We start from the raw sequence: 14264 nt of genomic DNA, 5'->3' as shown, positions 1-14264 counted from the left end.
AGTGGAACAGTCTGACGCCGCAATCCATCTGTTTGACGGGTTACACGCTCATAGCGGCAAGTTGCTTCCAGTGTTCAATCACAGCACCCGCCATCTGTGACAAAGGCAACACCGCTGCCGCCGCGCCCAGCTGCACCGCCGCAGCGGGCATCCCCCAGACCATACTGCTCTGCTCATCCTGAGCCAGGGTGTAGGCACCGCTATCGAATAACTGCCTCATGCCCTGCGCACCATCACGCCCCATTCCAGTTAACAACATCGCTGTTACATTTTCGGTTTTGCCGTCCAGCAGCGAATCGAACATAGCATCTACCGAAGGGCGGTGACGATTGACAGGATCGCCCTGATCAAGACGGATCATCATCCGTCCCGCATAACGATGCAGGCGCATGTGATAATCGCCCGGCGCAATATAGGCATTGCCTGGCTGGAGCACCTGCCCGTCCGTTGCCTCCTGCACATGCATACGACAACAGCCATCCAGACGATTGGCAAACCGGGTACTGAACATCGGCGGGATATGCTGGGTAATCACAATAGGTGGGCATTGTTCCGGGATGGCCATCAGCACATCCCGGATGGCTTCCGTACCGCCAGTGGAGGCACCAATAGCCAGAATCTGCTGGCGCATCAGAGGCTCCGGGCACTGCCAGTTCAGCGCCTGTGCTTCAGCAAGCGCTTTGCGCTGCATCAGAAATCGTCGTGAACTGGCCGCCGCTTTCAGTCGGCTGATCAGCTCCCAGGCGAAGGCTTCCAGATTGCCGTCATTAAGCAGCCGTGGTTTGGCAAGGCAGTCAATGGCGCCGCTTTCCAGTGCTTCAATGGCAATTTCCGCGCCCTTGGTGGTCAGAGTGGACAACATGATGACCGGCATGGGCCGCAGGCGCATAAGATTCTTGAGAAAGGTGATCCCATCCATACGCGGCATTTCCACATCCAGCGTCAATACGTCCGGGTTGTGCACCTTGATCAGCTCTCGCGCCTCATAAGGATCACCAGCCTCAGCGACCAGCTGCAGTTCCTTGTCCTGGCTGATAATGTCTCGCAGCAAGGCACGAATGGCTGCCGAGTCATCTACGATCAGTACCTTAATCATCTTCTCTCTCTCCAAGCGCACCGGCTGGCTATAAATGCCAGCCCGGCAACGTCAGCACCTGCTGGTTCCCCGTCCGTTGCCCTGTGCACTCTCAGAACAATTCGATATCGCCAAGATTCAAACGACGCTTGATCCTTGCCTGCAGCAAACGCTCCTGAACCGCCAGATCATCCTGATCAATCTGCTGCAGTTTTTTAACCAGTAAACGGCCGTCCGCCGGGAAGAACAGCACCTTGCGCGGACGATTGCCACCGATGTCGGCCGAAACCACATTCAGCTGCTCCACATCGGCATAATGTTTGGCAAAGGCAATATTCATTTCTCCTATCTGGCGCTGAAAGCGGATAACCTGAGCTCCGCCGACGATCTTCAGGCGCAGCTGGCTGCGATCTGCACCCAGACGCAGAAGCGCATTCATCAATACTTCCATGACGTAGCTGCCATAGCGGCTGGTGGTTGCAATCGTGTCATCCTGACTGTCAGGCAGAATGAAGTGGTTCATCCCTCCGATTCGGGCAAACGGGTCATACATACACACCGAAACGCAGGAACCCAGCACGGTCATCAGGCACTCATCCTGGCTGGTCACGTAAAAATCGCCGGGATGCAGCTTGATAACGGGAGCTGCCATGCCGGGTTGTCGAATAGGCGCGAAATTACGCGAAGCAATCACTGCCATCGTCAGCGTTTTCGGTAGATCGTTTTGCCAATAAGCTCGAATCGATCCGTTACCCGGGTGGGCGACTCGGAATGCCCGGCAAACAGTAACCCCCCTTCGACCAGATGATCAGCCATGCCTTCCAGAATGCGACACTGCGTAGGCGGATCGAAATAGATCATGACGTTGCGGCAAAAAATCAGCTCCAGACGGGTATTCAGCTGCCAGGGGCGAGTCAGATTGATCAGGCGAAAATCAATCATGGCCTGTAGTTCGGGCTTCACCCTTGCCATCCCGGCGTTCTCCCCCTTGCCACGCAGAAACCAGCGCTTTCGTAACGCTTCGTCCATGTCATCAATACGAGGCAGGTCATAAACGCCTGTGCGTGCCACATTGAGCACATTGGAATCAATATCCGAGGCAATAATACTGATCGGCCACTGGCGAGTGTCGATGTCCGGGTGGTTACGCAAGGCGATGGCGATGCTGTAGGGCTCTGCGCCCGTAGAGCAGCCCGCCGACCACACGCGAATCTGCTGCTGCCCTGCGGCCTGCCGGGCCGGAAGGTATTCGTTGGTCAGATAATCGAAGTGGTGCTGCTCACGAAAGAACGCCGTGAGATTAGTCGTCATGGCATTGATGAAATTGCCCAGCTCGCCCTGATGAGCCTCCAGATGGCGCAGATAGTCAGCGAAGGAAGACAGCTTCAGGTCTCGCAGACGGCGTGTCAGGCGGCTGTAGACCATATCCATTTTGTAGTCAGCCAGACTGATGCCTGCAACGTCATAAAGCATCTGCCGCAAACGATCAAAATCGCCGCGAGAAAAGGCAAACTCTCTCTGCTTGTCCTGTGCTTTTGCCAGCATGCTGGTGATGTCCGTTTGCGGTACCGGGGTTGCCATGAGATTGAGGTCTCAGCGATGCCAAACAGTGCCTGAATAAATACTCCGGTAGTGAGGAGTCAGAGCGACATCAGGGCTATTCGGGAAAAGCATGTCCATTCGTACAGCACTTCCCTCACGTCACTCTTCCTGTCGGCCCCTATTGCAATGGCCTGCAGGCATTCTCAGATGAGGGGCCAATCAGTCAGCCCTCAGAACACCTCAAAACTCCTCCCACTCCTCACCCATCACCGCCGCCCCTGAACCGGACTTCCGCACCGGGCTCACAATGGCTTTGGCCTTGATCGGGCTGACGGCAGGCGCAGCGGGCGCTGCTTTTCTGGCACTGGCAGCGGGTGTTGCCACCGCAGCGACAGGCCGATGCGGGGCAGCGGGTTTGCTTATACCCTCGTCACTGACCTTGAAAAAGCTCACCAGCTGTTGCAGCTGCCGAGCCTGTTCGGCCATGGACTCTGACGCAGCCGCCACTTCTTCTACCAGCGCGGCATTCTGCTGAGTCCCCTCATCCATCTGCGTTACAGCCACGTTGACCTGCCCGATACCGGAGGCCTGTTCCTGACTGGCCATGGCGATCTCACCGATGATCAGTGACACACGCTCGACCGACTCAATGATGCGCTGCAGTGACTTGCCAGACTCATCCACGTACTCAGCGCCTTCGCTGACCGTCTGCACACTTTCATTGATCAGGGTTTTGATTTCCTTGGCGGCGCTGGCACTGCGTTGTGCCAGACTGCGCACCTCGGAAGCGACAACGGCAAACCCACGGCCCTGCTCTCCCGCGCGGGCGGCTTCCACAGCAGCATTCAGCGCCAGCAGGTTGGTCTGGAAGGCAATTTCATCTATCACACCAATGATGTCAGCAATGCGTGCAGAGGATTTGCTGATCAACCCCATGGACGACACGGCTTTGGCAGAGATACTGCCGCCCTCCTCTGCCAGTTTCTTGGCCGCCGCCGCCAGCTGACTGGCTTCCTGAGCGTTATCGGCATTCTGCTTAACGGTGCTGGTCATCTCTTCCATGCTGGCGGAAGTCTGCTCGATACTGGCCGCCTGTTCTTCGGTACGTTGTGACAGGGTGGCATTGCCATGGGCAATTTCTGATGCCCCCGAGGTAATGGCATCGCCGGCGAGGCGAATGTCTTTAGCCAGACTGCCGAGGCGCTCCAGCGAAGACGTCAGGGCGCTTTCCAGATCAGCAAACTCACCCTGAAAATCTCCGGTCATGCGTTGCTCAAGGTCACCCTGAGACATCGCCACCAGGACCCGTTTCACCTCCATCAAAGGCTCTACCACGGTGTCCATCAGGGTATTCACGCCGGTAGCGACATTGGCCATAAAGCCGCTGTACAGGCTGGGCTCCAGACGCTCCTCGAAATTACCGGCAACGGCTTTTTTGATCAGACTCTCGATCTGTTGCTCCGCCTGCAGCTGCTCTGTCAGATCCTGCCATTCGACGACGGAACCCAGACGCTTGCCAGCGTCGTCCATGACCGGGTTAGCGATCAGTGCAAAAGTACGTCCGCCCACCGTGATACGAGCGCGGTAGGTCGTGGTCATGCGCGACAGCAACCCACGCTGGTGAGCCGGATTTTTGTGGAAAACATCAAAGTTCTGCCCTTTCAGGCTAGCCACATCAAAATGGGGTAGCTCAGTGCGAATGGCCGATTCGGCATTTTTCAGCAGATCGCGGGTAGCATCATTGAAATAGATAATGTTGCCGTCGTTATCGGCCAGCATGACGCTGGAGGTCACGTTATCCAGCGCCTGCTTGATGCGCAGCGACTGACCTGCGCGCTCTCTGGCATCATTGAGCTCAAAGCCAAGTTTGATGCCGAGAGACTTTATGGCACGGTTCAGTTCGCCGAACTCGCCCGGACGATCAATATCGATAGAGGTGTGATAGTCCCCTTCCATGACTTTATGAATAGCACTGATGGCTTGCCCCATCGGTGCGATAACCTGCCGTTTAAGCAGACTGCTGCCCCCTATTGCCATAATGATCAACCCCAGCAGCGGGCCCAGCACCGCCCATACCGGTGCGATAAAAAAGGCCCCGCCACCGACTACGAGTGTCACCAGTACGGCGCTGATGAGCAGCGATGTCCACTGACTGTCCAGCTGACGGGTAACTACGGAGCTGGGGGCAGCCAGAGTGGCGGTATTCTTGTTCAGCTGATCGTAGAGTTTCTCCGCTCCAGCAACCTCTTCGTTACTTGGCAGTGTACGAACTGACATGTACTCGACGACCTTCCCATCCCGGGTGATGGGGGTAACGTTCGCCTTGACCCAGTAGTAGTCGCCATTCTTACAGCGGTTTTTGACCATCTTGTTCCACGGGCGACCGAGCTTCAGCGTATCCCACAGGTCTTTGAAGGCCGCCTGCGGCATATCAGGATGGCGCACTACGTTGTGATTGTGGCCAAGGAGTTCCGCTTCGCTGAAACCGCTGATCTTGATAAAAGCGGGGTTAACGTAGGTGATGGTACCTTTCAGATCAGTCTTGGTGACCAGCTCTTCACCGTCTGTCAGTTTTACTTCGTTGTCTGTAATCGGCATGTTCACTTTCATGACGGCAGCTCCACTGAGGTCATTCTGCGGTTTGTTCTATTGCCAGTTCGTCGGAGTTCAGCAATCTGTCCACGTCGAGCAGGACAATCATTTTCTTGTCGACGGAGATCAGCCCACGGACAAATTCCGCATCGATATTGCTGCCGACATGGGGAGCCGCCATGATCTGCTCCCGCGCGACGGCGAAGGTTTCTTCCACGGAATCGACAACGATGCCCATGGTTCGCTGCAAGGCATCGGTCATCACCCTGACGACCACGACCACGGTTTGCGGTCCGTATTCCCGCTGCGCCATGGCAAACCGGCAGCGCAGGTCAATAACAGGAATAATGGTGCCACGCAGGTTCAATACCCCCTTCAGATAGGGTGGACTGTTTGGTATGCGGGTGACAGGAGCCCATACCCGGATTTCCTGTACACGCAGGATATCGACAGCGTATTCCTCGTCCGCCAGCAGAAAGGTGAGGAACTGCTCCAGTTCAGCATTCATGGCGTCAATCTCACTGTCCCGATGACGGGCTGTTGCAGGCATGGCTGACATCAATGACTTCTCCCTTTATTCCACTCACTTTTCACAGCCTGGCTTTAACCTGTGATCAGCAGTCTGTCAGGCCACCACTTTGCTGTTCGTGGCACCCTGACCTGATGTGGCGTTACCATCCAGTGCTGTCCGGCAAAGGCCGGGAATGTCGATAATCAGAGCGACGTTGCCGTCCCCCAGAATCGTGGCCCCTTCAATCCCTGTGACCTTCTTAAAGTTGCTTTCGAGGTTCTTGAGTACCACCTGCTGCTGGCTGAGCAACTCATCGACCAGCAGGCCAAATTTGCGGCCACCGGCATCCACCACGACCAGTAAGGGGTCTTGCTGCTTTTTATAGCTACCCAACCCAAAGCAGAGGCTGATGTCCACCAGCGGGATGTATTCATTGCGGAAATGATAGAGACAATCCTGCCCGGCAATGTTCTTGACGGCCTTATTGTCGATCTGAATGGACTCAACGATGGCGATCAGAGGAATGATGTAAATCTGGTCGTTCACTCTCACCAGCTGCCCATCCATGATGGCCAGTGTCAGCGGTAGTCGGATATGAATGCTGGTGCCATGGCCCAGCTCAGATTGCAGATTGAGATCACCGCCCAGCGCTTCGATGTTGCGCTTTACCACATCCATACCCACACCGCGGCCCGACAGGTCACTGACGGTACTGGCAGTAGAGAAACCGGGCAGAAAAATCAGGTGTTTGAGTTCATGGTCAGACAGCACCTGATCCACGCCAACCAGCCCTTTCTCGATCGCTTTTTCGCGAATCCGGCTGGTATTCAGGCCACGACCATCATCCTTGATGACAATCATGATGTGCCCGCCCAGATGGAAAGCACTCAGCTCAACCAAACCCACGGGGGACTTGCCTGCCACTTCACGTTCGTCCGGCATTTCCAGACCATGATCAAGGGCATTACGAATCAGGTGCACCAGCGGGTCACCGATCTTCTCCAGTACCGTTTTATCCAGCTCGGTATGCTCACCCTGCATACGCAACTCGATGCGCTTGCCCAGCTGGCGGCTGACATCGTGTACCAGACGTGGAAATCGATTGAATACCGAGCCAATAGGCAACATGCGAATGCGCATGACCTCTTCCTGCAGATCACGCATGTTGCGCTCAAGCATGGCCAGCCCTGCACGCATTTTCTCCAGTGCCGGGTGTTCAAGGTCTGCCATGTCATGACTGATCTGACTGAGCATAGACTGGGTAATGACCAGCTCGCCCACGCGGTTGATCAGGGTATCGACTTTGTCGATGGCGACCCTGATTGAACCGCCAGCATCCACCTTGGCTGCGGTAGAGGTTTTGGCCTTGAGAGCCTGACTCAGCTTGTCAGCATCGGAAAGCACATTCGGCTCAGCCGCCGAAGATGGCGCTGCGGTGGTTGCAGCGGGCGTCTGGCTTATAGAAGCTGTTTCTGCGGCAGGTAGCGGAGCCGATGTTTCCGCAGCGGCACTGATAGCAGAGGAAGCAATATCAGTGGGGGGCAAATCCGTGGCGGATGAAACATCCGCCGCCTGAGCTGTCAGGTCAGCACCGATACGATGGATATTCAGCAGGCAGTCATCTTCGACCCACTCAAAAATTTCGCGGATGTCGGCTTCACTGCAGTCACTCTGCAATGTCATATGCCAGGCAAGATAGATCGTTTCCGGGTCAAAGCCTTCGAGATCGGGCAGGTTGAGATCGACCTCTTCAAAGGTCAGCGTGCCCAGACTACGCAGCGCATTAATCAGATAAACAGGATCGTTGCCGGTCTGCAGCAGCTCAGGTTTGGGCAGGAAGTCGATATGCCAGCCTTGCAGCGCCGTTTGCGGTGAGTTGTCTGACGCAGTATCTGGTAAAGCGGTGTTCTCCGCTGCTTCTGAAGGTGCTGCATCCTGCGGGCTCAGGACGGCTAGCAGCTGCTGGCTGATCTGATCCCGGCGGGCATGGTCGTCTGCATCGGCGTCTTTGCCCTTACTAAGCATCACCCGTATGCAGTCGGTAGACTGCAGCAACAGATCAATCAGCGGTTGTTCAAGGGTCCGCTCGTGTGAGCGCAACTCATCCAGCAGTGTTTCAACCAGATGGGTCAGCCCAACGACATCAGCAAAGCCAAAGGTGCCAGCCCCTCCTTTAATACTGTGGGCTGCGCGGAAAATGGCATTAAGGGTATCGCTGTCACCTTCATCCAGATGGAGCAGGCTGGATTCGATCAGATCCAGCCCTTCCATGCTTTCTTCCAGAAAGGCAGGAACAAACTGCGACAGGTCCAGGCTCATAACGCATCAGCCTATGACGCGTTTGACAGTCGACAGCAAGGTATCCGGATTAAAGGGCTTCACCAGCCAGCCAGTCGCCCCGGCTGTCTTTCCTTTCTGTTTCATATCAGCCGAGCTTTCAGTCGTCAGCATCAGAATAGGGGTGAACTTGAAAGTGGGCAGCTTGCGCAGTTCTGTGCAGAGTGAAATGCCGTCCATCATCGGCATATTGACGTCGGTCAGCACAAGATCATAGCGCCCGGTTTGCGCTTTGCTCAGCGCATCACGGCCGTTCTCCGCTTCAGTAACAGAATGCCCCTGCTGCTTGAGGGTGAAACAAACCATGCTGCGTAGCGAGGAGGAATCATCAACAACAAGAATATTAGACATAGTGCAATCTCCGGAACGAGGGGTAGGCGTAATCAGGGATATCAGATCAGTTGAGTCGGCGAAGGCCGAGGCTTTCGAACTTTTCGTCTATCAGGGCGCTCTTTGCTTTCCAGGTCAGGCAAAGTCCAGACTTACGGGCGTAACGATCCAGTGCACAGAGAAACTGCACACCAGCGGTATCAATCAGACGGACGGCAGATGCATCAATGACAAGCTGTGGCTCATCAGCAGGGTGGGATTTGTTCTGTAGCGAATCGTGCAACGCATTCCAGACAGAACCGATATAACCGATGGTCAGTTCTTCCGGCAGTTGAGACAGGTAAGTACTCATTTTCAGTTGCCTCCAGCAAGGGCTATCCAGGCTTCAACAGCCCGGTTTACGCGCTTTCAAGTCCGTACATCCAGCTGGGTACGCGGCTCCAGACATCGTGTCCACACCACCCACAGGCATCTCAAACTAAAAGTAGTTGAGTGAAAAATAAGCGCAAACGGTCAAAATTCTTAAATGTCACAATAGTCACACTAAAAATAAAAGAAACATGTGATTTCAATGACATCATGATCCTGCCAGTCGTTGGCGGGATTTGTACACAAAAAACTAAACCAATGATTCAAAAGAAAAAAAGGCGCCCACTGGGGGGATAAGATGGCGCCAATGCAGGCAACTCACTCAAAAAGTCAGTTCCCATGATTTTTTTTAAAGATGTATGAACGATGCATGTAATGGCCTCATACACCCGTCTGTTCGTTCAATAATGACTTCAACAGTGAAAAAAAGAGCGCGGCTGCGCAGTCATCGTCGGCTTGATCTGCTGCCCGACATCAAGCCTTCGTCATGGAGAAATGCACTGGTCACAGGATAGGTATATGATGCGCGCCAACCCGCAGCACCACGCTGAGATCAGGGTCGGAATACTGATTTCCGGCACTCGTGAGACTGCGTACCTATTTACTTCAGTATGGGAATCAGCATGAATAAGGCACCTCTCACTCATCTTGGCGATATGCCTGTTGACGTTTTCCTGCGTGATTACTGGCAAAAAAAGCCCGTCGTTATTCGCAACGCCCTCCCGGACTTTGAACCACTGCTGAGTGCCGACGAACTGGCCGGTCTTTCCTGTGAAGAAGAAGTGGAATCACGCCTGATCATTGGCGAACGCGAAGGACAGGACTGGCAACTGCTACACGGCCCCTTTGATGACGATACATTCAGTTCACTCCCTGAAGATCGCTGGACGCTGCTGGTACAGGCCGTTGACCACTGGTTGCCTGAAGCAGCTGACTTTCTGGATCAGTTCCGTTTCATCCCACGCTGGCGCATGGACGATCTGATGATCAGCTACGCCGTCAATGGTGGTGGTGTCGGTGCCCATTACGACAACTACGATGTGTTTCTGGTACAGGCAGAAGGTGTTCGCCGCTGGGAAGTGGGTGGCTTGTTTGACAGCCGTTCAGCCCTGAAACCCAACCTGCCGGTGAAGATTGTCGCAGACTGGCAACCAGAAGAAGTGTATGACCTGAACCCCGGCGACATTCTTTACCTCCCACCCTGTGTAGGACACAACGGTATTGCCGTGGGTGATGATTGCGTCACCTACTCGGTCGGATTCCGTGCCCCATCCGTGCAGGAAATCTTGCGCGACTTTACCGACTATGTGGGTGAACGCCTGTTGCCAGAACAGCGTTACGCCGATCAGAACCTGCCCCTGCAAGCCAACTCCGCAGAAATTACCGCGGACGCTGTCCAGCGTTTGCAAACCCTGCTGGAAGAAGTCGTCAGCAATAAGGAAAATCTGGCCCAATGGTTCGGCAAAGCAATGACTGAGCCCAAGTACGCAGAAATGGACCTCGCGCCTGAGGAAGAAATGGGTGCAGACACCCTGCTGGAATGGCTGGAACAGGGTGCCATTTTGCGCCGCACTGACAGCAGTCGCTTTGCCTGGACGGAAGTAGGTGATGGAGGCGTGACATTATTCGCTGATGGTGCCGCATTCCCCTGCCCCCCTCAGAGTGCCGCATTTGTAAAAGCACTTTGCCATGAGCGTGAGTTCGATCTGCAACAGCTACAGGATGGATTAGCAGAGAGCGCCAATCAGGCCATTCTGCAGATCCTTTACAACCAAGGTAGTCTTTACCTGGAAAATATTGATTTTTAAGTAGTTTTATAACTCAGGCACACTGCGCCTGCAGGCCCGGCAACAAGCCCATTACCACTCAGGTATGGGCTTGTTTGCTTTTCAGACTCAGGTAAAACCTTGTGGCACACTACAGAACTACATTTTTTAGATTATTTAAGAATATATATTTTATTTAATATTCTTGTAATTCATCAGCGCATCAGGCGTTTTTGCATCAACAAAAAGTCTAATAAATATCATTCATCTAACTTTATATTTATATTTTTCAATAATTTAAATAAAACTTGAGTCACTACAAACCGGTAGTTTAACTACATTATTTTGTGCATTGCACCATGTAAAAATATTACATTTTCCGCACTGCACCGAAGCCTCATTGACCTTGACATTCCTCGCGTCCATCATTTCCTCCAACGGCTAGCGACCCAAAGTCAACCGATAAACACCACCCCGATTATCGATATCTGACTGCTACACGTCGCCCAAGCGTCCAGGTCAACCCTGACAGACTTGGTGGCCAAGCCCAACAAGCTGCCACCCTAGCCTAATCAGCCTAACGACCGCTTTTCGGTCAGACCCGCGCCCTTAGGGCACCGTTTAACGCCACTGGATTTGAGGTGTAGTCAGATGACCACACAAGAACAACAAGGATTACAGATCACCGGTGAGATGAAGCCTGGCTATGACGCCATCCTGAGCGCAGATGCCGTCGAGTTTCTCACTGAGCTGGTGCATGAATTCGCTCCAGCCCTCAAACAATTGCTGAAAGATCGCGACCGCCGTCAGTCTGAAATCGACAACGGGCAATTGCCGGACTTTCTCGCTGAGACCCGCGACATTCGCGAAAGCCACTGGAAAATTGCTGGCATTCCCGCTGACCTGCAGGACCGCCGGGTAGAGATTACCGGTCCCGTTGAGCGCAAGATGGTCATCAATGCCATGAATGCCAACGTCAAGGTTTTCATGGCGGACTTCGAGGATGCGCAGTCTCCAACCTGGGATGGTGTTGTAGAAGGTCAGGCGAACCTGCGTGACGCTAACCTCGGCACCATTGAGTACACCCACCCTGAAACCGGCAAGCATTACTGCCTGAAGGATCAACCAGCCATGCTGCTGGCCCGTGTTCGCGGCCTGCACCTGCCTGAGAAGCATATCGTTTATAAAGGGGAAGCTATTCCCGGCTGTCTGATGGATTTTGCTCTGTACTTCTTCCACAACCTCGGCATTCGTCAGGCCAAGGGCAGCGGCATGTACTTCTACCTGCCCAAGTTGCAGAGCTATAAAGAAGCCGCCTGGTGGAGCAAGGTTTTCCACTTTGCCGAACAGCGTTTCAAGGTGCCTACCGGTACCATCAAAGCAACGGTATTGATTGAAACTCTTCCTGCCGTATTCGAGATGGATGAGATTCTGTTCGCCCTGCGTGAGCACATTGTCGCCCTCAACTGCGGCCGCTGGGACTACATTTTCAGCTACATAAAAACCCTGCGCAGACATGCCGACCGGGTGTTACCTGATCGTCAGGTGGTGACCATGGATCAGCCGTTTCTGGATGCCTATTCACGTCTGCTGATTCGCACCTGCCACAAGCGTGGTGCAATGGCGATGGGTGGCATGGCGGCATTCATCCCTGCCAAAGATCCGCAGGAGAATGAAAAGGTTCTGGCCCGGGTGACGGCAGACAAGGATCGCGAAGCACGCAATGGCCATGATGGCACCTGGGTGGCACATCCTGGGCTGGCCGATACCGCCATGGCTGTCTTCAACCACTATCTGGGGAATCGCTCCAACCAGCTTCACGTACTGCGCGATGAGGACACCCCCATCACCGCCAGCCTGTTGCTGCAACCCTCTGAAGGTGTCCGTACCGAACAGGGCATGCGCACCAATATTCGGGTAGCGCTGCAGTACATCGAAGCCTGGATATCAGGCAACGGATGCGTCCCTATCTACGGTTTGATGGAAGATGCAGCGACCGCTGAAATCTCCCGCACTTCAATCTGGCAATGGATACAGAACCAGAAAACCCTCGACAACGGCCAGGTCGTCACCAAGGCCCTCCTCCGTCAGATGCTGGCAGAAGAAGCTCAGGTAGTCAGGTCAGAACTAGGGGAAAGCAGATGGCAGGCAGGACGCTTTGAGAAAGCCATCACTATTCTCGACCAGATCACCACTGATGACGAATTGGTAGAGTTTTTGACCTTGCCTGGCTATCAGGCGCTGGACTGACATTTACCTCCATCAGTTACCTAAACCTGTTTTCTCATACCGAGAACAGCTGTAGCGGTAATGAGAATAAAAACATCTATCCGAGAGGAAATAACCATGACCTTGACTCGTGCTGAACAGATTGCTGCTCTGGAAAAAGACTGGAAAGAAAACCCCCGCTGGAAAGGGATTACCCGTCCTTACAGTGCAGAAGATGTCGTGCGGTTACGTGGTTCCGTCATGCCTGAGCTGACGCTGGCCAAGATGGGTGCAGAGAAACTGTGGAAACTGGTCAACGGCGATGCCAAGAAAGGCTACGTCAACTGTCTGGGTGCACTGACAGGTGGTCAGGCCATGCAACAGGTCAAAGCCGGTATTGAGGCTATTTACCTGTCAGGCTGGCAGGTGGCGGCGGACAACAACAGCTATCAGTCCATGTACCCTGATCAGTCACTCTACCCCGTGGACTCCGTACCCACGGTAGTAAAGCGTATCAACAACACGTTCCGTCGCGCTGATCAGGTGCAGTGGCAGAAAGGCGTCAATCCCGGCGACAACAACTTCATCGATTACTTCGCTCCTATCGTTGCTGATGCGGAGGCAGGTTTCGGTGGTGTGCTCAACGCCTACGAACTGATGAAATCGATGATTGAAGCCGGTGCCTCTGGCGTGCACTTTGAAGACCAGCTGGCTTCCGTGAAGAAGTGCGGCCATATGGGCGGTAAGGTACTGGTGCCTACACAGGAAGCCGTGCAAAAACTGGTAGCCGCGCGTCTGGCTGCTGACGTCTGTGGCGTGCCTACTATTATTCTGGCCCGCACCGACGCCAACGCGGCAGACCTGCTGACCTCTGACTGTGATGATTACGACAAGCCGTTTGTGATGGGTGACCGCACCGCTGAAGGTTTCTACCGTACCCGCGCCGGCCTTGATCAGGCCATCGCTCGTGGCCTGGCCTATGCCCCTTACGCGGATATGATCTGGTGTGAAACCGCCACTCCCAACCTGGATGAGGCTCGCCGCTTTGCCGATGCCATCCACAAGGAGTACCCCGATCAGCTGCTGGCGTATAACTGCTCTCCTTCCTTCAACTGGAAGAAAAACCTGGATGACAAAACCATTGCCAAGTTCCAGGAAGAGCTGTCAGCCATGGGATACAAGTACCAGTTCATCACACTGGCCGGTATCCACAACATGTGGTTCAACATGTTCGATCTGGCCTACCACTACGCTCGTGGCGAAGGCATGAAACATTACGTCAACATGGTTCAGGAGCCCGAGTTTGCTGCAGCTGAGCGTGGCTACACCTTTGTTGCGCATCAGCAGGAAGTAGGCACCGGGTACTTTGATGACGTTACAACGGTTATCCAGGGTGGGAAGTCATCCGTCACTGCACTGACGGGCTCTACCGAAGAGGAGCAATTCCACTGATCACTTAACGTGTGCGCAAGTTAAAGGATCGCTCCTTTACTGAAACTTCTGATTACTTCTGTCGTAGGGCAAGGATGCCCTT

General features: G+C 54.1%; 11 protein-coding genes. 3 read left to right on the top strand and 8 right to left on the bottom strand.

Features of this window, described 5'->3' with window-relative positions:
* Positions 1–40: 40 nt before the first annotated feature.
* The 8 genes from QCD60_RS21865 to QCD60_RS21830 form a co-directional block, all read right to left on the bottom strand.
* Positions 41–1096 (bottom strand): chemotaxis response regulator protein-glutamate methylesterase, encoded by a 1056-nt coding sequence (locus QCD60_RS21865; protein ID WP_279788399.1) that lies wholly within the window; start codon positions 1094–1096, stop codon positions 41–43.
* Positions 1097–1187: 91 nt separating this feature from the next.
* The gene (locus tag QCD60_RS21860; RefSeq protein ID WP_279788397.1) at positions 1188–1727 is read right to left on the bottom strand and encodes a hypothetical protein; all 540 of its coding nucleotides are present in this window, start codon (positions 1725–1727) and stop codon (positions 1188–1190) included.
* A gap of 50 nt (positions 1728–1777) precedes the next feature.
* On the bottom strand, positions 1778–2656 hold the full coding sequence (locus QCD60_RS21855; protein ID WP_279788395.1) for a CheR family methyltransferase: 879 nt from the start codon (positions 2654–2656) through the stop codon (positions 1778–1780).
* Between the two features lie 201 nt (positions 2657–2857).
* Positions 2858–5227 carry a methyl-accepting chemotaxis protein gene (locus tag QCD60_RS21850; protein ID WP_279788392.1) on the bottom strand — a complete coding sequence of 790 codons (2370 nt, stop codon included), beginning with the start codon at positions 5225–5227 and terminating at the stop codon, positions 2858–2860.
* Positions 5228–5246: 19 nt separating this feature from the next.
* Entirely contained in the window at positions 5247–5768 is a 522-nt protein-coding gene (locus tag QCD60_RS21845) for a chemotaxis protein CheW (protein ID WP_347950249.1), read from the bottom strand.
* Positions 5769–5834: 66 nt separating this feature from the next.
* Positions 5835–8039 carry a chemotaxis protein CheA gene (locus QCD60_RS21840; RefSeq protein WP_279788390.1) on the bottom strand — a complete coding sequence of 735 codons (2205 nt, stop codon included), beginning with the start codon at positions 8037–8039 and terminating at the stop codon, positions 5835–5837.
* A gap of 6 nt (positions 8040–8045) precedes the next feature.
* Positions 8046–8408 (bottom strand): response regulator, encoded by a 363-nt coding sequence (locus tag QCD60_RS21835; RefSeq protein WP_104154124.1) that lies wholly within the window; start codon positions 8406–8408, stop codon positions 8046–8048.
* 46 nt (positions 8409–8454) lie between these two features.
* Complete coding sequence (locus tag QCD60_RS21830; protein WP_104154125.1) at positions 8455–8739, bottom strand: STAS domain-containing protein; 285 nt, start codon at positions 8737–8739, stop codon at positions 8455–8457.
* A gap of 640 nt (positions 8740–9379) precedes the next feature.
* On the opposite strand from QCD60_RS21830, the gene QCD60_RS21825 reads away from it, so the two are divergent.
* The 3 genes from QCD60_RS21825 (at position 9380) to aceA (ending at position 14182) form a co-directional block, all read left to right on the top strand.
* Positions 9380–10564 carry a cupin domain-containing protein gene (locus QCD60_RS21825; RefSeq protein ID WP_279788386.1) on the top strand — a complete coding sequence of 395 codons (1185 nt, stop codon included), beginning with the start codon at positions 9380–9382 and terminating at the stop codon, positions 10562–10564.
* A 609-nt stretch (positions 10565–11173) separates the two neighbouring features.
* Positions 11174–12772: a malate synthase A gene (gene aceB / locus QCD60_RS21820; protein WP_279788384.1), complete on the top strand. Its 1599-nt coding sequence runs from the start codon at positions 11174–11176 to the stop codon at positions 12770–12772.
* A 96-nt stretch (positions 12773–12868) separates the two neighbouring features.
* Entirely contained in the window at positions 12869–14182 is a 1314-nt protein-coding gene (gene aceA / locus QCD60_RS21815) for an isocitrate lyase (RefSeq protein ID WP_104154128.1), read from the top strand.
* Positions 14183–14264: the final 82 nt, after the last annotated feature.

The sequence above is a fragment of the Pokkaliibacter sp. MBI-7 genome (assembly GCF_029846635.1).
Classification (GTDB): domain Bacteria; phylum Pseudomonadota; class Gammaproteobacteria; order Pseudomonadales; family Balneatricaceae; genus Pokkaliibacter.
Note: the sequence above shows the minus strand (reverse complement) of the source record. Positions and strands in the feature narration are given on the sequence as shown.

Bases quoted from the DNA above. Each gene is read 5' to 3' on its own strand.
- QCD60_RS21865 (WP_279788399.1), bottom strand. From the start codon at position 1,096: ATGATTAAGGTACTGATCGTAGATGACTCGGCAGCCATTCGTGCCTTG.
- QCD60_RS21860 (WP_279788397.1), bottom strand. From the start codon at position 1,727: ATGGCAGCTCCCGTTATCAAGCTGCATCCCGGCGATTTTTACGTGACC.
- QCD60_RS21855 (WP_279788395.1), bottom strand. From the start codon at position 2,656: ATGGCAACCCCGGTACCGCAAACGGACATCACCAGCATGCTGGCAAAA.
- QCD60_RS21850 (WP_279788392.1), bottom strand. From the start codon at position 5,227: ATGAAAGTGAACATGCCGATTACAGACAACGAAGTAAAACTGACAGAC.
- QCD60_RS21845 (WP_347950249.1), bottom strand. From the start codon at position 5,768: ATGTCAGCCATGCCTGCAACAGCCCGTCATCGGGACAGTGAGATTGAC.
- QCD60_RS21840 (WP_279788390.1), bottom strand. From the start codon at position 8,039: ATGAGCCTGGACCTGTCGCAGTTTGTTCCTGCCTTTCTGGAAGAAAGC.
- QCD60_RS21835 (WP_104154124.1), bottom strand. From the start codon at position 8,408: ATGTCTAATATTCTTGTTGTTGATGATTCCTCCTCGCTACGCAGCATG.
- QCD60_RS21830 (WP_104154125.1), bottom strand. From the start codon at position 8,739: ATGAGTACTTACCTGTCTCAACTGCCGGAAGAACTGACCATCGGTTAT.
- QCD60_RS21825 (WP_279788386.1), top strand. From the start codon at position 9,380: ATGAATAAGGCACCTCTCACTCATCTTGGCGATATGCCTGTTGACGTT.
- aceB (WP_279788384.1), top strand. From the start codon at position 11,174: ATGACCACACAAGAACAACAAGGATTACAGATCACCGGTGAGATGAAG.
- aceA (WP_104154128.1), top strand. From the start codon at position 12,869: ATGACCTTGACTCGTGCTGAACAGATTGCTGCTCTGGAAAAAGACTGG.